The sequence below is a fragment of the Leifsonia naganoensis genome (assembly GCF_013410615.1).
Lineage (GTDB): Bacteria > Actinomycetota > Actinomycetes > Actinomycetales > Microbacteriaceae > Leifsonia > Leifsonia aquatica.
The window spans coordinates 3,005,030-3,023,773 of record NZ_JACCHJ010000001.1 but is presented as its reverse complement, the minus strand read 5'-3'; the positions used below and the strand labels follow the sequence as shown (position 1 = coordinate 3,023,773).

Genomic DNA, 18,744 nt, shown 5'->3' with positions numbered 1-18,744 from the left:
TCGGGGTCAGTTGGCGGCGGCGGCGAAGCGGGACGTGCCGTCCACCCAGGTCTCGTGGACCGGGATGGTGGCGATCGTCTCCGCCTCCACCGTCAGCGGGTTCGCGCCCAGCACGACGAAGTCGGCGCGCTTGCCGGCGGCGAGGGAGCCGAGCTCGTTCTCGCGGCCGAGGGTGATCGCACCCTCCAGCGTGTGCGCCCGGAGGGCCTGATCCGCGCTGATGCGCAGTGAGTCCGGGCCGAGCTTGTGCCCGCGCCGCGTGACGCGGGTCACGGCGGCCTGGATCGCCTCCAGCGGACGCGGCTCGGCGACCGGCGCGTCCGACGAGATCGTCACCGGCACACCGGCCTCGATGAACTCGCCGAGCGGGTTGAACCGCTCGCCGGGGGTGCCGATGGCCTGCTCCACGCCCTCGCCCCAGTTGTAGTAGTGCTGCGTCTGGTTCACCGGGCGGATGCCCAGGCGCGCCATCCGCTGGATCTCCTCGACCGCGGGGAGGCCGCAGTGCTCGATCCGGTGGCGCGCGTCGGCGTCGGGGCGCTCGGTGAGCACCTGCTCCACCGCATCCACCACCATCGCGATCGCGGTCGGCGACTGTGCGTGCGTCGCGGTCTGCAGCCCGGCGGCGTGCGCCTTGGTCACCAGCCCCGCGTACTCGGCGGGCTCGTGGTAGAGCTGGCCGGTGCGGCACGGGTCGCCGACGTAGCCCTCGGGGAAGTAGGCCGTCCATCCGCCGAGCGTGCCGTCGGCGTAGAGCTTGATGCCCGCGACCGAGAGAAAGGCGTTGCCGAACGGGCCGGTGAGCCCGAGGTCGATGACCTGGTCGAGCAGGTGGGAGAGGAAATACATCGAGACGCGCACCGAGAGCTCGCCGCGGTCGGCCATGGCCAGGTAGGCCGCGAACTCCCGCTTCGAGACCTGCGCGTCGCCGAGCGCGGTCACGCCCGCCGACAGGAACTCGCGCTGCGCGATGTCGAGCTGGCGCTGGTGCTCGGCCGGCTCGTCGCCGAGGTGGAAGTTCGGGCCGTGGTGGCCGATCTTCACGCCGTGCAGGCCGGTGAGCACGTTGCAGGCCGCGTCGGAGAGCTCGCCCGTGAGCTCGCCGTCCGCATCCCGGAAGAACTCGCCGCCCTCGGGGTTCGGGGAGTCGCGGGTGATGCCGTACTTCGCGAGGGTGAAGCTGTTGACCACTCCCCCGTGGCCGGAGGCGTTCATGATGTACACCTCGCGGTCGGTCGCGATCCGGTCGAGCTCCTCCTTCGTGGGGTGGCGCCGCTCGGCCAGGTTGCGCTGCTCGTAGCCGTAGCCGCGGAGCGGGACGCCGGCGGGCAGCCGCTGGGCGCCCTCCCGCATCAGCTCAACGATCTCCGGGATGGACGCCGCCTTGGCGGGGCTGACGTCCACCCAGGTGAGCAGCTGCCCATACATCAGGGGGTGCGCGTGCGCGTCGATGAAGCCCGGGACGATGGTCGCCCCCGGAAAGTCGGCGCGCTGCGGCTCGATCCCCGCCTCGCGCGCCTGCTCCTCGACCTCGGCGAGCGTGCCGACCGCGAGGATGGTGCCGCCCGCGGTGAGCAGGGCCTCCGCGTGCGGGTTGTCGTCGTCGATGGTGAGGATGACGTCGGCCGTGACGATGGTGGGGGTGGAGTCGCGGGCGTCGTAGGTGGCGAGGTGTCGCATGGGTCAGATCCTTGTGGTCTTGATGGCCGTGGTGTCGAGGCGCGGGTTGAACGAACCCGTCGCCGGCGCGGAGTCGGAATGCTGCGGCGCGAACCAGGTGCCGACGATGGCGATCAGCGCGAGGGCGCCGAAGAACCAGATCGCGGACCAGAAGGTTCCGGTGATGGCGATCAGGCCGGTCGCGATGGCCGGGGACAGGCCGCCCCAGACCGCGGCGCCGATCCCGTAGGAGAGCGACATCGACGTGTAGCGCGCCTGCGGCCGGAACATCTGCGTCATCACCGTCGACAGCGGGGCCCACGCGCCGCTCAGGGTGATGCGGATCACGCTGACGAAGATGTAGATCAGCGTCACCTGGTGGTTCTGGATGACCAGCACCAGCGGGATCACGGCGATGAACGAGAGCAGCGATCCAAGCATGATGACCCGCTTGCCGCCCCACTTGTCGCCGAGCAGGGCCAGCGGCAGCGTGACCAGCGCCTCGATGAAGGAGGCGACCGTCATGGCGCCGAGGATGACGCTCGCGTCGAGGCCGACCTCCGGGCTGGTCGCGAAGTTCTGCACGAAGACCGTGGCGATCACGTAGCCGCCGGACGACATGGCGATGATGCAGAAGCCGAGGATGATGGCCAGCCAGTTGTTGCGCAGCGCGAACAGGATCGGGGTGGACTGCGTGTGTCCCTCGATCTTCTCCTCGAAGACTGGTGTCTCCTCCACGCGGTAGCGCACCCAGATGCCCACGCCGATCAGCACGATGCTGAACAGGAACGGGATGCGCCAGCCCCAGGTCAGCAGGACGTCGTCGCCCATCCCCGCGAGGATCCAGAACGCGCCGGAGGCCATCAGTGCGCCGAGCGGGTTGCCCAGCTGCGTGAAGCCGCCGTAGAAGTTCTTGAACTTCGGCGGTGCGCTCTCGACCGACATCAGGCTCGCGCCGCCCCACTCGCCGCCGACCGCGAGGCCCTGGGCGACGCGGAGGATGATCAGGAGGATCGGCGCCATGATCCCGATCGTGTTGTAGCCCGGCAGGCAGCCGACCAGCACCGTCGCGATGCCCATGATGAAGAGGGTGATCGTGAGGGCGCGCTTGCGGCCGAGCTTGTCGCCGATGTGGCCGAAGATGATCCCGCCCAGCGGTCGCATGAAGTACGCCACCGCGTACGTTCCGAACGACGCGAGCGTGCCGAGCGCGTGGTTGACCTCCGGGAAGAACACCTGGGGGAACACGATGGCCGCGGCCGTCGCGTAGACGTAGAAGTCGTACCACTCGATGGTCGTGCCGACGACGGACGCCAGGCCGGCCTTCAACGCACGGGCATGCCCTGGGGGTTGCGTTGCGGTTACAGACACACAAAGCTCCTTTGCTCGTATTGCCTTGTTCGATTGTCGTGCTCGTTTCGACGTGAAGTCTCATCCCGTCGCCGAGGATGCGCAAGCGCAGTTCGGCGTCGGGCGCGGCTGTGCGCCGTCGATTTGTCAGGGGATGAGGACAAAACTATCGCGATTCGTCCGCTGCCCTTGTCGTGTGCCATCGATCTGCGGTCGTCGCCGGGCGTTTCCGGGTATTCTGCGGATGTGCCGATCCGTCCCGACCGAACCGTCCCCGAGCGTGACACCGACGCCCTCGACAGCAGCCTCGTCCGCGCCCTGCAGGCGGACGGCCGGGCCAGCATCCACGAGCTCGCCCGCACCCTCGGTGTCTCCCGCGACCTCGTCTCCCGCCGCCTCGGCACCCTCATCGGGAGGGATGGCCTCCGCGTCGTCGCCGCCCTGGACCCCGGTTTCGCCGGCCTCAACGTGTTGATTCATGGTCTCGTCGCCGTCGACGGCCGCGCCCGCCCCGTCGCCGAGCAGCTCGCCGACCTCCCCGACACGGTCTTTGTTTCGCTGGTCGGCGGCTCCTCCCCCGTCGTCTTCGAGTCCCGCCACGGCGACCTCGACGAGCTGCACGCCACGCTCTCCGCCATCCGCGAGATTCCCGGCGTCCGCGGCCTGCGCGTCAGCACCTACGACGCGCTGCTCAAGGAGTTCATCACCGCCGCCTCCGTCACCTCCGTGAAGCTGGATCGACTCGACCACGACCTCATCGCCGTGCTGCAGGATGACGGCCGCGCCAGCTACCGCGAGCTCGCCGACAAGGTGCGCTTGTCCCCCTCGTCAGCTCGGGCGCGCGTGCGTCGCCTCCTGGACGCCGGCGTCATCCGCATCGCCGCCATCGACGCCGGCGGCCTCTCCCGCAACCGCGTCGCCGTCGGCGTCGGCATCGGCCTGCGCGGCTCGGCCACGCCCGTGCACCGCTACCTCGTCGACGCGCGCGCGGTCGACCTCGCCGCGGACGCCCACGGCGCCTACGACGTCATCGCCACCATCGTCGGCACGACGCGCACCGGGGTGCTGTCGGTGATCGAGGATCTGCGGGCGCTGCCCGAGGTCGGCTCGCTCGAGACGTGGGCGCACCTCGACATCATCAAGGAGGACTACACGCGGACGCTGGGGCGGATTGTGCGGGGGTAGTAGGCAATCCCCCTCAGACCGCGAACAACGAGACGCGCGGTGTGTCGATCAGCGCCATGATCGGCATGAGCGCGGAGCCGAGAGCCACCGTGTCGCCGCCGAACGTCGCCGGGACGATCTCGAACTGGGTGCCCAGCCGCTCCAGGCAGTTGCGCCGCACGGCGTCGCCGATCCGCTCCAGGTGGTGCTCCATGAGCCGCATCCCGACCCAGCCGCCGATCACGATGCGCTGCGGGTTCGTGAGGTTCACGACGCTGCCGAGCGCGGCGCCGAGAGTCTCGATCGCCTCATCGACCACGCCTCCGGCCGCCGGGTCGGTCTCCGCGGCGGCGAGGAGCGCGCCGATGGCCTGCCACCCGCTGCCGTCGAACGACCCGCCATGCTCGTGCCAGGAGCCCAGGATGGCGTTGGCCCCGAGGTAGGCCTCCACGCAGCCGCGCTGGCCGCACCGGCAGAGCGCGCCGCCGGCGTGGATCTTGGTGTGACCCCACTCGCCCGCGCTGCTGAAGGCGCCGTGCGCGAGCTGGCCGTCGCTGATGATGCCGAGCCCGACACCGCGGCCCAGCAGGGCGACGACGGCGTGATCGATACCGCGGGCTGCTCCGTACCAGAGCTCGGCTCGCGCCTGGGTCTTGGCGCCGTTCTCGGCGAAGACCGGCAGATCGGGGTCGAGATCCAGCGGGATCGGGCGCGGATCCCAGCCCAGACTCTGCGCGTACAGCACCTGCGAGCCGTCGGACTCGGTCTCCACCACGCCCGGCAGGCCGAGCCCGATGCCGAGCACACGCGGCCAGCGCTCCCGGTTGCGATCGCGCAACGCGGCGACGGCATCCGTCAGGTCACGGTGGATGTCGTCGTAGGACTCCTCGCTGCGGCCGCCGCGGAACTCGCGATCCACCATCGCCAGCGAGAGATCGAACAGCTCGACGGCGACCCCGCGCTCACCGACGTCCACCCCGATGGCGTAGGCGCCGTCGGCACGCGGGGCGATGACGGAGATCGGGCGACCGCCGCGGGAGGCGACGGAGCCGACCTCCGCGATCAGGCCGTCCTCGATGAGCTCGGCGGTGATGTTCGCGGCCGACGCGGAGGAGAACCCGCAGCGCCGGGCGAGATCGGCGCGCGTCGTCTCCCCCTCCTGCAGGACGAACCGCAGGGCCGCGGCGCGATTCTGCTGGCGCAGGGTCGTGACGGTCGCCGACTCCCGGGGGGCGGGGCCGTCCGGCCGGACCTGTGCGCTCATGGTTCGACGATAGCCCGTCACACGCTCACCTCGAGTCGGCGCACCAGCACCCGCTCGTCCGCGGCGAGGGTCAGGGCTCCGCTCTCCCAGCTTGCGGTCAGCGCGTGCGGGAGGTCGGCGTCGATGCTCCACGCTGCGGGCTGCGACGAGAAGCCGAACGTCAGGCGCGATCCCGGACCGAGCTCGACCGGGACGTACTCGTCGGAGGCGTACGGCCGGCCCGCCGTGTGGTGCCAGATCCCCTCGGGGACGGCGGCGGGCGTGAGCTGGACGATCGGCGTCTCGGCGGCATCACGCACGCCTGTCCACGCCGGCAGGTGCAGCTCGGGGCGGGCGAAGAGGGCGTCCAGCACAGGGGTGCGCACGTCGCAGCGGTCGGCGGGCACGGCGGCCAGGAACTCCTCGAGGATGCGCTCCGCCTGGTCGGCGTCGGGCTGCCCCGACGGATCCGCGATGAGGTCCCATCCCTCCGGCGGCCGCACCGACAACGGTGAGGTCAGCGTGTCGAGCTTCTTCCACGGCCAGAAGTTCCAGCCGATGCCGTGCCGCTCGTAGAGCTGCGTCGCCGCGTAGATCCAGCCCGGCGTGTTCTCGCCGCCCTCGCCCATGTAGATGGGGGCGCCCAGCTCGTCCCGCAGCTGCAGGAAGTCGGCGATGCTCGTCTCGTCAGGCGCGCACCAGTAGCGGTGGAACTGCACCGCCTGGTTGTCGTCGAAGCGCATCCGCACCGGCTCGGGGTTGGTCGCCCAGTGGCTGCCCTCGTACATCAGGAGGTGACGGTCGTCGATCTCGCGGATCGCCGCCGTCAGCTCCCGGTACACCGCGACCAGCTCGTCGTTGTAGCGATGCTGCCACTCGTTCGGCAGCGGCTCGTTGAGCAGGTCGTAGCCGAGCACGGCCTCCCGGTCGCGGTAGCGCCGTGCGAGCTCACGCCACAGCTCGACCGTCTGCGACCGGTACCGCGGCGACATGAACAGCTCCGGGAGCCCGTTCGGGGAGTCGTCGATGTTGGTGCCGGTCTGGCCGCCCGGAGCGCCGTGCAGGTCCAGCAGGATGCGCAGACCGTGGCGCTCGCTCCACCCGACCGCGCGCTCGATCAGCTCGAAGCCGCTCTCGATCAGGTTCCCGTCGTCGTCCATGACCCCGCGCGCGTTGATCGGCAGGCGCACATGGTCGAACCCCAGCTCCGCGATCAACTCGAAGTCGCGCTCGGTCACGAACGTGTCCCGGAAGCGCCGCCAGAAGTCGTCGGCGCGCTCGGGACCGACCAGTTCGGCGATCCGCCGTTCGATCTGCCGCGGGGACGACATCTCGTCGCCGAAGCGCCACATGTACCCCTCGGCGAGCAGCCAGTTGCCGAGCCCGACACCGCGCAGCAGCAGCGGGCCGTCGTCGTCGAACAGCTGCGTCCCCTCGGCGCGCACGAATCCGACGGGCTGACGGCGGGCGGGAGTGTTCATGGTGTTCCTCACGGGTTGCGGGTTGCTCATTTGAGACCGGACAGCGCGAAGCCCTGGACGACGTAGCGCTGGAAGATGACGAAGACGATCAGGATCGGCACGACCATGAGGGTGGAGGCCGCCATCTGCAGCGACGGGTTGGTCGCGATCTGCTGGTTGAGCAGTGAGAGGCCGACGGACAGCGTGTACAGGTTCTGGTCGTTGGCGATGATGAGCGGCCAGAGGAAGCTGTTCCAGCCGGCGATGAAGGTCAGCACGACCTGGACCGCCAGGATGGGGCCGGACATCGGGAGGATGATGCGGAAGAAGATCCGCCACTCCCCCGCGCCGTCCATCCGGGCCGCCTCGACGATCTCCGTCGGGATGGTCGCCATGAACTGCCGGAACAGGAACACCGCGAAGCCCGACACCAGCATGGGGAGCGCGATGCCGACGAGGGTGTTCGTCAGCTTCATCCCGTTGAGGATCAGGTAGCTGGGGATCATCGTGACCTGACCCGGGATCATCATGGTGACGAGCACCAGGAAGAACAGCGCGTCCCGGCCCCGGAAGGTGAACTTGGCGAAGCCGTAGCCGGCGGCGGCCATGAGCAGCAGCCCGAGCATGCAGATCACCACGATGATCAGCGTGTTCAGCAGGTACCGACCGAAGTCGAGCTCGGTGAACAGCTGGACGAAGTACTCGAAGGTCGGCTGCTTCGGCAGCAGCTGCGGCGGGTAGGCGACCGACTCGCTGCGGGGTTTGACCGACGCGAACACCATCCAGAGGAAGGGGAACGCCGTGGCGAGAGCGCCCACGCCGAGCAGGGCGCCGATGACGATCGTCCCGGCACGACCACGGCGAGCGCGGCGGCGGGTCGGTGCGGGGTCGCGTCCGTCGTCGTCTCCGCCGGCGGCGAGGCTCCGGCTCCCGCGTGCGAGCAGCTCAGTAGTCGACATCGGATCTCCTCAGGCGCAGCTGGACGACGGTGATGATCGCGATGATCGCGACGAGGACGACCGAGCCGGCGCTGGCGTAGCCGAACTGGCTCGACGAGAAGCCCTTCTGGTAGAGGAAGAGCGCGATGGAGGTGGAGGCGCCGAGCGGTCCGCCCTTGGTGAGCACGAACGGTTCGTCGAAGAACTGCAGCCAGGCGATCACCGTGGTGATCGTCACGAAGAAGATCGCGAAGCGCAGCAGCGGGATGACGATCGACACGGTTCTCCGGATGCCGGATGCGCCGTCGATCGCGGCCGCCTCCAGGTACTCCTTCGGAACGCCCTGGAGCGCCGCGAGGAAGATGATGACGTTGAGTCCGAGACCGCGCCAGACCGCCACCAGCACGACCGAGAACTTCACGACCGTTGGGTCGGAGAGCCAGGGCACCGGCGGCAGATCGACGATGGAGAGCAGGTAGTTGAAGAGGCCGAACTGCGTGTTGTAGAGGTAGCCCCACACCAGCGCCACCGCGACGATCGCGGTGATGGCCGGAACGAAGTAGAAGGAGCGCAGGGCACGGAAGAATCGCCCCTGCGAGCGGTTCAGCGCGAGGGCGATCACGAGCGAGAGCACGATCACGCTCGGGACGCCGATCACGGCGAAGAGGGCGGTGTTGCCGAGCGCCTGCCAGAAGGCGGGGTCGGCGAACAGCGTCGCGTAGTTGTCGCCGCCGACGAACTGGATGCGCGACCAGTCGCCGAGCCCGGCGAGGTTCATGTCGGTGAAGCTGACCAGCAGGGCGACCGCGATCGGCAGGATGCCGAAGGCGATCAGCAGCAGCATCGCCGGCGCGACGAAGGTGTATGGGACGAGTCGGGTCTTCATGGCCTCATGGCCGGCGATGCGCGGCGGCCCGTGCCGCCGCGCACCGTCGGGGTTCATTTCGCGGACGTTCCGCTGGTGGTCGTGAACAGGGTCTTCAGCGCGTCGTCCCGGTTCGCGCCGGTGAGCACGATCGAGTTGAGCGAGTCGAGCAGCGCCTTGCCGGTCTCGCCGTCCCAGTTGGGGACGAGCGGGAGGAGGCGGGAGGAGGCGAGCTGCTTCGTGTAGACCGCCACCATGGGGTCCGCGGCGAGCTTCTCATCCTCAAGCGCCTTCTTCACGGTGGGCAGCTGCCCGTCGGCCTCGTACCACTTCACCTGCACGTCGGGCTGCGACAGGTAGTCCAGCAGCTGGAGGGCGCCCGCCTTGTTCTTGGTGGAGCCCCACACGCCGAGGTTGGAGCCGGCGAGCAGCGAGGTGTCCTTGTCGGCCGCGGGGACGGTCGTGACGTTCCACTTGCCTTCCAGTTCCGGGGCGGCCTGCGAGATCGCCGCGGCGAGGTACGGGCCGCTGACCAGCATCGGCGTGGTGCCGGTGATGAAGCCCTGCGTCTGGTCGAAGTCGCTGTTCGTCGGGACGCTCTTGTCGGCGTACAGGCCCGTGTAGAGGTCGACCGCCTTGTCGAACGCGGGGGTGTCGAAGTCGATCTTCCCCTTCGAGTCCACGATCTCGCCGCCCTGGTCCCAGGTCATGATGACCGGGAGGGCGCTGTCCCACTGCGGGATGTAGTAGCCGTACGACCCGTCGCCGCGCGCGGTAAGCGTCTTCGCATCCGCGCGGAGCTCGTCCCACGTCGCCGGCGGCGCATCGATGCCGGCGGTCTTGAGGATGTCGCTGCGGTAGAAGAGCACGCGCGTGTCCGACACCCACGGCATCGAGACGATCTTGCCGCCGATGGCGGTCGCGTCACCGGCGACCCCGTCGACGAAGTTCGATGCCGCGAGGTTGGGGTAGTCGCTGATCGCGGCGTCGTCGAGCGTGAGCAGCGCGCCGCTGTCGGCGTAGGTGCGCAGCTTCGATAGGCCGATCTGGATCACGTCGGGACCGCTGCCCGAGGCGACGGCCGTCGTGAACTTCTGGTCGACGTTGTCCCACGGGATGGCGACGGTCTTGACGTCGATCCCGGACTTCTCCTCGAACGGCTTCACGAGCGCGTCGAAGTGGGCGGAGCTGTCGCCCATGACCCAGACTGTGAGGTCTTTGCCGGCGGACGAGTCGCCGCCGGATCCGGAGGACGAACAACCGGCGAGGGTGGCGGCGGCCAGGGCGGCGGTGCCCAGGGCGAGCCAGCGCATTCTCTTCATCGAGATTTCCTTTCGGGTGTGTGCAGGGTGGTGAGGGTGTGGAGGGTGCGGTGCCGATCAGGGGACGTCGGCGGTGGCGGGTGCCGGGGTGGAGACGGCGGTGGAGAGTCGGGCGTGCTGCGACACGAGGTCGCGGTACCAGTGGGCGCTGAGCTTGGGGATGCGTTCTTGGGTGCGGTAGTCGACGTAGACGATGCCGAACCGTTTGGCGTATCCCTCCGCCCATTCGAAGTTGTCGAGCAGGGACCACACGAAGTAGCCGCGCAGGTCGACGCCGTCGGCGATGGCCCGCGCCGCGGCGGCGAAGTACCCGGCGAGGTAGTCGACGCGTTCGACGTCGTCCACTCCCCCCTCGGGGTCGACGTAGTCGTGGAAGCTGGCGCCGCTCTCGGTGATGTAGATCGGGAGGCCGGAGTATTCGCGCTGGATGCGCAGCAGGACCGCGTGCAGGGAGTCCGGGATGACCGACCAGCCGAACGAGGTCGTCGCCGGCTCGGCGGCCGTCTCGCGCACGCCGAAGGGCGCGGCGTCGTCCGCGGTCGCGATGACCCGCTGGTAATGGTTCAGCCCCACGAAGTCGACGGGCGCCGAGATGACCGCGAGGTCGTCGTCGTGGATGTGGTCGGCGAGGCCCAGCGGGTCGAGCAGCGCGTGCACCCCGGCGCCGTACTCGCCGCGGTACACCGGGTCGAGGAAGACGCGGTTGCTGACGGCGTCCAGGCGGCCGGCCGCGGCCGCGTCGTCGGGCCCGTCGCCGGCGACGATGTCGGTGACGATGTCGGTGACTCCCACCCGCGCGCCGGGCAGCGCCTCCCGAAGCGCGCGGAGCGCCAGGCCGTGGGCGAGGTTGAGGTGATGGGCGGCCGCGGTCGCGAGCCGGAGGTCGTGGCGGCCGGGAGCGTGCGCTCCAGAACCGTACCCGAGGAAGGCGGAGCACCACGGCTCGTTGAGCGTGATCCAGTCCTCGGTGAGGTCTCCGAGCTCCACCGCGACGCGGGCGGCGAAGGCGCCGAACAGCTCCGCGGTCTCGCGGGCCGGCCAGCCGCCGCGCTCCTCGAGCGGCTGCGGCAGATCCCAGTGGTAGAGCGTCACGAACGGCCGGATGCCACGCTCGGCGAGCCCGGTGAGCATGCGCCGATAGAACGCGACGCCCTCCGGGTTGAGCGGGCCGGAGCCCGTCGGCTGGAGGCGCGACCACGACACCGAGAAGCGGTAGGCGCTGAGCCCGAGCGAGGCGATCAGGTCGAGGTCGTCGTCGAGCCGGTGGTAGTGGTCGCAGGCGATGTCGCCGGTGTCGCCGTGGTGGCTCAGACCGGGGGTGTGGCTGAAGACGTCCCAGATGCTGGGGCCGCGGCCTCCCTCGGCCGCCGCTCCCTCGATCTGGTAGGCCGCCGTGGCGACGCCCCACTGGATGTCGGGCGGGAAGGCCGCCGGGTCGAGCGGGTCCGTGGTGAGACTCATGGAACTCCTTCGTTCTTTGTCTGCGTCTTAGAATAAGGCATGTACGAGCGGGCTCGCAAGAGGATTCTGCGCGCGATCCCACGCGGACGAACGAAGGGGGCCGCCGACCCGGCGACCCCCTCCGTCGGCGTCGCCTAGTACGACGAGTAGACGGTCACCTCATCGACGGTCCACCACTGCGGAGCCACCCCGGTCTGGGTGATCCGGATGTAGCGGGCAGTCGTGGGCGTGATCGAGATCGGCCGCTTCCAGCCGTACGCGATGCCCGTGGCCGCCGTGGACCAGGTCGAGCCGTCGGTCGATGTCTCCACCGTGAATCCGCGCGGGTAGTCCCACTTCGAGCCGCTGGCCGTCTGCACGGTCACCATCGCGACCGTGCGGTTCGCGCCCATGTCGATCCGGTACCACTCACCGCCCGCCATGGCCTGACCGCTCTGCCACGACGTGCCGTTCGCCCCGTCGATGCCCGCCGCCGTCGACGAGCCCGCCGCGGTCGTGGAGGCCGTGGCCGTCCAGCCGGTGTGGCTGATCGCCACCGGCGAGAACGTGGACAGGCCGCCCGCGTACTTCGCGATGGTCGCCACGAACCGGGTGTTCTGGGTGAAGTTCGCCGTGCCGAACTGCGCCAGCTTCGACTGGAAGGTCGCGGCGTCGTCGCTGTTGATCACCGGTACCGGCTTGCGGTCGTCGTAGTACATGCCCCAGTAGGCGAACCCGTCCTCGGCCGTGCCCTTCACCTTGTACGACCAGTTCGACCACGACACCTGCGACGCGTTCAGCCCGGCCATGAATCGCGCCCACACGTCGTCGTTGTAGTAGAGGGAGTACTCGCCGTAGAGGATGGGCACGCCGGGGTTCGACAGCTTCGCCGGCAGGGCGCCGAGCTCGTTCGTCACGAGCTGGCTCTGCGCCGTCCAGTCCTTCGAGTTCGGCATGTCGTACGGGTGGTACTCGTAGACGACGTTGGTCCAGCCGTAGGTCGAGGGCGGGGCGATCTTGTCGAGGCCGAAGAACGCCCCGAGGAAGATCGTGTGGTCGGCGTCGATCGCCCGGACCGCGTCGTAGAGCCGGTCGTAGTAGTCGCTCTTCTGGGCGACATCCGCGGCATCCTCGTCGTAGTCGATGAGGGGCTCGTTGATGAGGTCGTAGCCGGCCACCGCGGGGTTGCCGTTGTAGCGGGTCGCGATCTTCTTCCAGATGTCCTCGACCTGGTTCTGGTAGGTCGCGCTGCCCCAGAAGCCGTTCGGGTTCGGGCCGATCCGGCCGCAGGAGCCCCACGGGCATCCCCCGCCCGGGACGGTGTGCAGGTCGATGAGCACGTAGATCCCGCGCGCCGCCGCCTGGCTGACGACCCAGTCGATCTTCGTCCACGGGTTCGACTTCCACGAGCCGTCGAGGTTGAGGAAGACGTTCCAGCCGATCGGCACCCGGATGAAGTTCATCCCGCTGGCCTGGATCGCGTCCAGGTCCGTGGAGGTGAACCAGGTGTCCTGGTGCGTGCCGACGACCGACGCGGTCGTCGTCGTGCCGAACCGCGAGGTCATCGTGTTCGTCAGCGAGTAGTCGTCGTTGTACAGCCCCGCCGTGAGCTCGCCGATCGACCACCAATTGCCCGCCGATCCCGTCTGGTTCAGGCGGACGTAGCGGGCCGCCTGCGCGGTGAAGCCGATGGTCGTCGCCTTGCGCGTGCCGACCCCGGTGGCGACCGTGCTCCAGGTGGAGCCGTCGCGCGAGAGCTGGAGGCTGTAGCCGCGCGCCCAGTCATCCTCGTCCGTCGTGTTCTTGGCCGTGTCGGTGGTGACGTTGTTCAGCGTCACCAGCGCGCCCATGTCCACGGTCACGGATTGCCCCGCCGCCTGGGCGACGCCCGTCGTCCAGCGCGTAGCGGTGTTGCCGTCGAGCATGTTCGCCGGCGTCGCTCCCACCGTCGAGGTGACCGCCCAGCCGCCGCGGTCGAGGGACGTTCCGCTCGAGATCGCCACCTCCGAGACGGACCACCACTGCGACGAGGTGCCGTTGGACACGATGCGCAGGTAGCGGCCGTTCTTGCTGCCCTGGAAGTCGGCCTGCACCACCCGGTTGGAGCCATAGCCGCTCGCGACCTGGGTCCAGTTCGTGTTGTCGTACGAGGTGAAGACGTCGTAGACGCGCGGGTAGTCGTTGGCCGTGGCCGCGCCCGCGTCGAAGAGCACCTTGTCCATGTCCACGTTGCGCCCGAGGTCGATCGTCAGGTTCTGCCCCGGCGTCTGCGCGGCGCCCGTCTGCCAGACCGTGCCGACGTTGCCGTCGAGCACCATCTGCGCGTTCGTGCCTGGCGCACTCGCGGAGGCCGTCGCCGTGTGCGTGCCATTGAAGAGCACCGGGTCGCTGTAGAGGTTGATCTCCCCCACCGACCACGGCGTGGAGGCTGCGCCCGTCTGGGTCGCGCGCACGTAGCGGGCCACCTGCGGGCTGAACTTCACCGTCGTCAGCCCGTCGCTGCCCGCCTGCGTCGCGACGCTGGTCCACGTCGTCCCGTTGGTCGACGTCTCGATGTTGAGCGCGCGCGGCCACTGGCCCGCGTTGCTCGTGTTGTCGACCGTCAGCCGGTTGAAGAGCGTGTTGGCGCCGAGGTCGAGCCGGAGCCATTCTCCTCCGGCCTGGTTGGCGCCCGTCGTCCAGCGGCTCGTTCCCGAGCCGTCGAGCGCGTTGCCCGCCGTGCCGGACGATGCCGTGGCCGTCCATCCCGTGCGGTCGGCGGCGAATTCGCCGAGCGGGGACATCCAGTCCTCCTGGGTGAGCCAGCCGCCGATGTTCGTCCCGCGGAGGTTGATCGCGGCGCCGGTGCCGGAGGACTTCTTCAGGACGTTGCCGCTGGCTTTGAGGAAGTCGGCTGCGGTGAGTGCCGCGGCGTTCGCCGCGGTGACGGGTAAGACGGCTGTCGCCGCCACGGCCGCTGCTGTCACCAGCACGGCCAAAACGTGTCGTTTCACGATCCTCCTTGATCAGTGCGGAACGTCTGGTCGTTCCGTCGCACGGCCAGGATGGCGATCCGAGGAGGCTTTGTCAAGGACTTAAATTAAGCCACGCCCAAAGGGGGCTTGGCTCTGTAGCACCTTCGCTACGCCGAGGAATGCGGGAGCTACCGCCCCTGCCGCTTCTTGTACGGCTTCGGCTGCCCCTTGACCGCCGGCGCGCGCCCCTTGCCCTTCGACGCCTTCGCCTTGCCGCCCGCCGGAACGACCGGCTTCGCCGCCGGTGCAGGCGCCGCCGCGATCTCGTCTTTCGCCGTGGCGAGGAAGAGCGTCCCGGCATTCGTCAGCCGCGTCTCCGCGGAGTCGCGGACGAAGAGTGGAGTCCCCACCTGCTCCTCGAGCTTCGCGATCGACGAGTAGAGCGACGCCAGTGGGATGTTGAGCGCCTTCGCCGCCCGCGGGAAGTGCAGCTCCTCGGCGACGGCGACGAAGCGCACCAGCAGGGTGATGTTCACGGGAGGCCCTTCATGGATGGAGTTGCAGGCTCTTTCCCTACCGTACGGAAGCGGACCCCTGCGCGCGAGCGAGTGCCGGTTTCGTCACGGGCGGACGCGAACGCTACGCCCCTCGAACGTGACGATGTCCCCGAGCTGCAGCTGCCGCCCGCGCCGCCGATCGACCTCGCCATTCACGGTCACGTAGCCATCGATGATGGCCTCCTTGACGTTCCCACCGGAGTCGAGGAGCCCGGCGAACTTGAGGAACTGGCCGAGGCGGATGCCGTCGCCGCCGATGGAGATGTCGTCGATCGAGGCGGGGTTGGTCACCCTCGAAATGGTAGCCCACCGGCGGCGCTCCATTAATGCCGATGGTGCTGCGACTGGGCGCACGAGGATGATTGACCTATGCCAGCCGCCCATCGCCCCGGCCTCCGGGTAGACGCCGGACTCACGATCCCCGATTCTGAGCTGTCTTGGCGGTTCTCGCGGTCGTCCGGGCCTGGCGGCCAAGCAGTGAACACGGCCGACTCTCGCGCGGAACTCGTATGGGATGTGGCAGCCTCCTCCGTCCTCTCCGCGTCACAACACGAACGCATTCGTGAGCGTCTCGGCAATCGCATCACCGACGGAGTGCTTACGATCGCAGCCTCCGAGCACCGCGCCCAATTGCGCAACAGGGAAGCCGCGCGCGCCCGACTCGCCGAGCTCGTCGCCGACGCCCTCCGCCCGCCAGCGCCACCGCGACGACCGACCAAGCCGAGTCGCGGCGCCAAAGAGCGCCGCTTGACAGCGAAGAAGCAGCGCACCGACATCAAGAGACTGCGCCGCCCTCCCCACGACTAACGCCCGACTGCAGCCGGCACCGACGAAATTGACCGAGATGGGACGATTCCGTTGCGCCATCAACGTCACGCTCGACGTCGATGCCCTTCTGGCCTGCCGAGATGGAACGTGCCGGCGCTCTGCTCTCCGGCCGCGTCGCCTTCAAAATAGTGGAATCCGCTTGGCGACGGCCGCCGTCGGGCACCTGGCCCGAGTGGATGGACGTCTGGCAGCTCCCCTTCGCCGAGGCTAACGCGATGAATACGGTCAGGGTGACGGCGGTACGGTTTCGTCCGGGGCCGTAAAGCTGGCATGGGATTGCTTGCGAGCGGCGCAGGACGCGACGCGCCCCCGCTAGCGATCAATCACCAGAGATCGCCTTGGCCTGCGACGCCAAGATTCGCTGGTTTCGTGCAGCGACGAACCGGAGCGTGGCGTCGCGGTACGCCGCGTATTGCGGGAGCGTCCGCGGAAGCGGATCACCGTCGAAGCCGTCGAAAGGCGAGAGAAATGCGATTTCGCTTGTCTCGCTGACAAGGTCTTGCAGGTGGAAGAACGTGACGTACCCGGAGAAGTCCACGAACAGGTCGAAGAAACGCCTGTAGCGGTCGAGGGTAGCTTCCAGCGGACTCGACTCTCCCCGGTAGAAGCGCCGAATGCACTCGAGCGTTAGGTCGAATCGATCGCGAATGCGTGGACTCATCCCGCGGTGCTGGTTGATGCTCCATCCCTGTGTCTCTCCCACCGGGAAGATTATGGAGCCGCCGATCGAGTATCCGCGTCGGTGGAAGTCGAGGTTCTCCTCCGGAGGCATCTGCTGATAGAGCGCTCGCAGCGTTCCACGGTGGGAGGTCACGATGGTGTCACTCGCCACGGTGTGGACGCCGATCTCGTCGGATTCGTGGCGAAGGTAGACGCCGCGAGTGCCAGCCCGGAGCTGGAGGCGGTGCCCATTCGGCAGCGATTTGCTCCACAACAGTCGGTGGTAGCGCCTCAACGTGGGACTTGCAGCGTCCGGGTCGCGACCATTCGCGTCCGACCGCATATCGAAGTCGGTATCGATCTCATCGTCCACGCCGGTCTCCCACGCCCATCCGGGCACCTGCTGCCCGATCCACAGGCTATTGGAGCAGGGCCAACCGACACACAGACCGGCAGGGCACGCCCGGCGCTGACGCCCTACGCATCCCGGTCGATATGGTTCATTGTGCCGCCCCGCCGCTGTGAAAGGACGAAGATGAGTTTCGCTGAGACGCCGACGCAAGCCCATGACGACGCCGAGCTTCAGCAGCAACTGGCCTCCGTCATCCTGCCCAACGGACGAGGAGACCAGTCCGTGCGCGATGCCGCAGCACTTTTCGTCGATGCCGGTCTCAGGCGCGGCGACTCGGTCTTCGCCCCCGGACGGGCGGTGTGGACGCAGGCGAACATCGACGAGCTGGTGACCCGCTTCGTCCAGCAGCCGCATGTCGCGGGCGGTTCCTTCCTCGAGAAGCTGTCCCAGCAACTGGCGGATGCGCCGGACGACGCCAAGCTGCTCATGGCCGAGTTGGTGACCTGGCAGCTGCTCCCGATCTGGATCGGCACCATCGGCGAGAAGAAGAAGCGAGCGCGCGTCGAGGCCGTCCTCCGCCTGATGGAGCATCCGGTCACCATCCCCGAGTCCATCCTCGCCGCGTTCCCGGCCGGCGCCTTCAATCCCGGTACGCGGATGGGCAGCCAGTTGTACGAGGCCATGACGATCATCGTCAACATGGTGAAGGCGTGGACGCAGCTCTCGCCCGAGCGGCAGGAAGACCTCCTCGAACACCCGCTGCGCCTGCGAGACTTCATCCGCGACGAAGTCGCGGGCGAGTCGTTCCCGACGCAGCGGAACGCCCTTCTCTATCTGATCCGGCCGGACTACTTCCAGTCCATCGTGGCCGCCGACCACAAGCTCGCCATCCGGGACGCCTTCATCGGTGACGCGGGCGGCACGGCCGAGGACATCGACGCCGACCTGAACCGCATTTCGCTCGCTCTGCAGACGAAGGGCGGCAAGCCGTTCGACTTTTATGACGAGGAGTACCTCCGGGTATGGCGACCCGAGGAGGCTCCGCAGCCGGAAGACAAGGAAGACTTCGCACCGACCCCCGTCTCCGACTGTCCAGCGGCGACCGAGGAGCTGGCCCAGCGGGTCTTCATCGGAACCGAGTGGCTCGACCGGACGCTTGCCGTCCTCCATCGCCGCAAGCAGATCATCTTCTACGGACCGCCCGGCACCGGAAAGACCTTCATCGCTCGCGCGCTGGCCGACCACATCACCGGAGGCGACGGGGGCGTCCGGCTCGTCCAGTTCCATCCGAGCTACTCGTACGAGGACTTCTTCGAGGGGCTCCGGCCCAGCACAAAGGATGGCGCGCTCACCTACACGCTCCAGGCAGGGCCGATGAAGCGGATCGCGGACGAGGCCGCCAAGAATCCGGAGCTCAACTACGTCCTGATCATCGACGAGATCAACCGCGGCAACCTGGCCAAGATCTTCGGCGAGTTGTACTTCCTGCTCGAATATCGCGACGAACGGGTCAGCCTCTTGTACGAGCCGGAGACGACCTTCGCCCTTCCGGCAAACGTGTACATCATCGGCACGATGAACACCAGCGACCGATCCATCGCGCTCATGGACGCGGCCATGCGCAGGCGATTCGCCTTCATCGAGCTCCACCCCGGCGAGGCGCCCGTCGCCCGGGTTCTCCCCAAATGGCTGCAGGCCAACGGTCTCCCGGCAGAAGTCGGAGAGCTGTTCGCTCTCCTCAACGACCGGATCGATGACCGGGACTTCCGCATCGGGCCGAGCTACCTGATGTCACGCGACGGCGACCTGAGCCCGGCCCGGCTCGACGAGATCTGGATGTTCGAAGTGCTTCCTCTGCTCGCCGAGCATCACTTTGGGGATGGGGTCGACGTGAACGCCCGCTACGGGCTGGAGGCGCTCAGGGCCGAACTCGACAGTCGTTCCGCCTGACG

At 68.5% G+C, this 18,744-nt stretch carries 15 protein-coding genes; 3 read left to right on the top strand and 12 right to left on the bottom strand.

Features of this window, described 5'->3' with window-relative positions:
* Positions 1–6: 6 nt before the first annotated feature.
* Positions 7–1,680 (bottom strand): amidohydrolase, encoded by a 1,674-nt coding sequence (locus HNR14_RS14570; protein WP_179701603.1) that lies wholly within the window; start codon positions 1,678–1,680, stop codon positions 7–9.
* A 3-nt stretch (positions 1,681–1,683) separates the two neighbouring features.
* Complete coding sequence (locus HNR14_RS14565) at positions 1,684–3,030, bottom strand: MFS transporter (RefSeq protein WP_179701602.1); 1,347 nt, start codon at positions 3,028–3,030, stop codon at positions 1,684–1,686.
* A 225-nt stretch (positions 3,031–3,255) separates the two neighbouring features.
* On the opposite strand from HNR14_RS14565, the gene HNR14_RS14560 reads away from it, so the two are divergent.
* Positions 3,256–4,194, top strand: a complete 939-nt coding sequence (locus tag HNR14_RS14560; protein ID WP_179701601.1) for an AsnC family transcriptional regulator — start codon at positions 3,256–3,258, stop codon at positions 4,192–4,194.
* 13 nt (positions 4,195–4,207) lie between these two features.
* On the opposite strand, the gene HNR14_RS14555 is transcribed toward HNR14_RS14560, so the two are convergent.
* The 9 genes from HNR14_RS14555 to HNR14_RS14515 form a co-directional block, all read right to left on the bottom strand.
* A complete protein-coding gene (locus HNR14_RS14555; RefSeq protein ID WP_179701600.1) occupies positions 4,208–5,437 on the bottom strand; it encodes an ROK family transcriptional regulator in 1,230 nt (409 codons plus the stop codon).
* Positions 5,438–5,454: 17 nt separating this feature from the next.
* A complete protein-coding gene (locus HNR14_RS14550) occupies positions 5,455–6,897 on the bottom strand; it encodes a glycoside hydrolase family 5 protein (protein WP_179701599.1) in 1,443 nt (480 codons plus the stop codon).
* 26 nt (positions 6,898–6,923) lie between these two features.
* A complete protein-coding gene (locus HNR14_RS14545; RefSeq protein WP_179701598.1) occupies positions 6,924–7,835 on the bottom strand; it encodes a carbohydrate ABC transporter permease in 912 nt (303 codons plus the stop codon).
* The gene (locus HNR14_RS14540) at positions 7,822–8,757 is read right to left on the bottom strand and encodes a carbohydrate ABC transporter permease (RefSeq protein ID WP_246311576.1); all 936 of its coding nucleotides are present in this window, start codon (positions 8,755–8,757) and stop codon (positions 7,822–7,824) included. Before HNR14_RS14540 ends, HNR14_RS14545 begins: the two co-directional genes overlap by 14 nt.
* Positions 8,754–10,001, bottom strand: coding sequence for an extracellular solute-binding protein (locus tag HNR14_RS14535; protein WP_246311575.1), 1,248 nt, complete (start codon positions 9,999–10,001; stop codon positions 8,754–8,756). Before HNR14_RS14535 ends, HNR14_RS14540 begins: the two co-directional genes overlap by 4 nt.
* A 57-nt stretch (positions 10,002–10,058) precedes the next feature.
* Positions 10,059–11,462 (bottom strand): GH1 family beta-glucosidase, encoded by a 1,404-nt coding sequence (locus HNR14_RS14530; RefSeq protein WP_179701597.1) that lies wholly within the window; start codon positions 11,460–11,462, stop codon positions 10,059–10,061.
* A gap of 134 nt (positions 11,463–11,596) precedes the next feature.
* Positions 11,597–14,434 carry a discoidin domain-containing protein gene (locus tag HNR14_RS14525; protein WP_343064496.1) on the bottom strand — a complete coding sequence of 946 codons (2,838 nt, stop codon included), beginning with the start codon at positions 14,432–14,434 and terminating at the stop codon, positions 11,597–11,599.
* 149 nt (positions 14,435–14,583) lie between these two features.
* Entirely contained in the window at positions 14,584–14,931 is a 348-nt protein-coding gene (locus HNR14_RS14520) for a LysR family transcriptional regulator (RefSeq protein WP_021763764.1), read from the bottom strand.
* Between the two features lie 84 nt (positions 14,932–15,015).
* Entirely contained in the window at positions 15,016–15,243 is a 228-nt protein-coding gene (locus HNR14_RS14515) for an RNA-binding S4 domain-containing protein (protein WP_343064495.1), read from the bottom strand.
* 78 nt (positions 15,244–15,321) lie between these two features.
* Here HNR14_RS14515 and arfB point away from each other — a divergent pair, with 78 nt between their 5' ends.
* Complete coding sequence (gene arfB / locus HNR14_RS14510) at positions 15,322–15,759, top strand: alternative ribosome rescue aminoacyl-tRNA hydrolase ArfB (protein ID WP_179701595.1); 438 nt, start codon at positions 15,322–15,324, stop codon at positions 15,757–15,759.
* A gap of 340 nt (positions 15,760–16,099) precedes the next feature.
* Here arfB and HNR14_RS14505 read toward each other — a convergent pair whose 3' ends face one another.
* Complete coding sequence (locus HNR14_RS14505; protein ID WP_179701594.1) at positions 16,100–16,813, bottom strand: DUF6994 family protein; 714 nt, start codon at positions 16,811–16,813, stop codon at positions 16,100–16,102.
* Positions 16,814–16,975: 162 nt separating this feature from the next.
* Between HNR14_RS14505 and HNR14_RS14500 the strand changes: the two genes are divergently transcribed.
* A complete protein-coding gene (locus HNR14_RS14500) occupies positions 16,976–18,742 on the top strand; it encodes an McrB family protein (protein ID WP_179701593.1) in 1,767 nt (588 codons plus the stop codon).
* Positions 18,743–18,744: the final 2 nt, after the last annotated feature.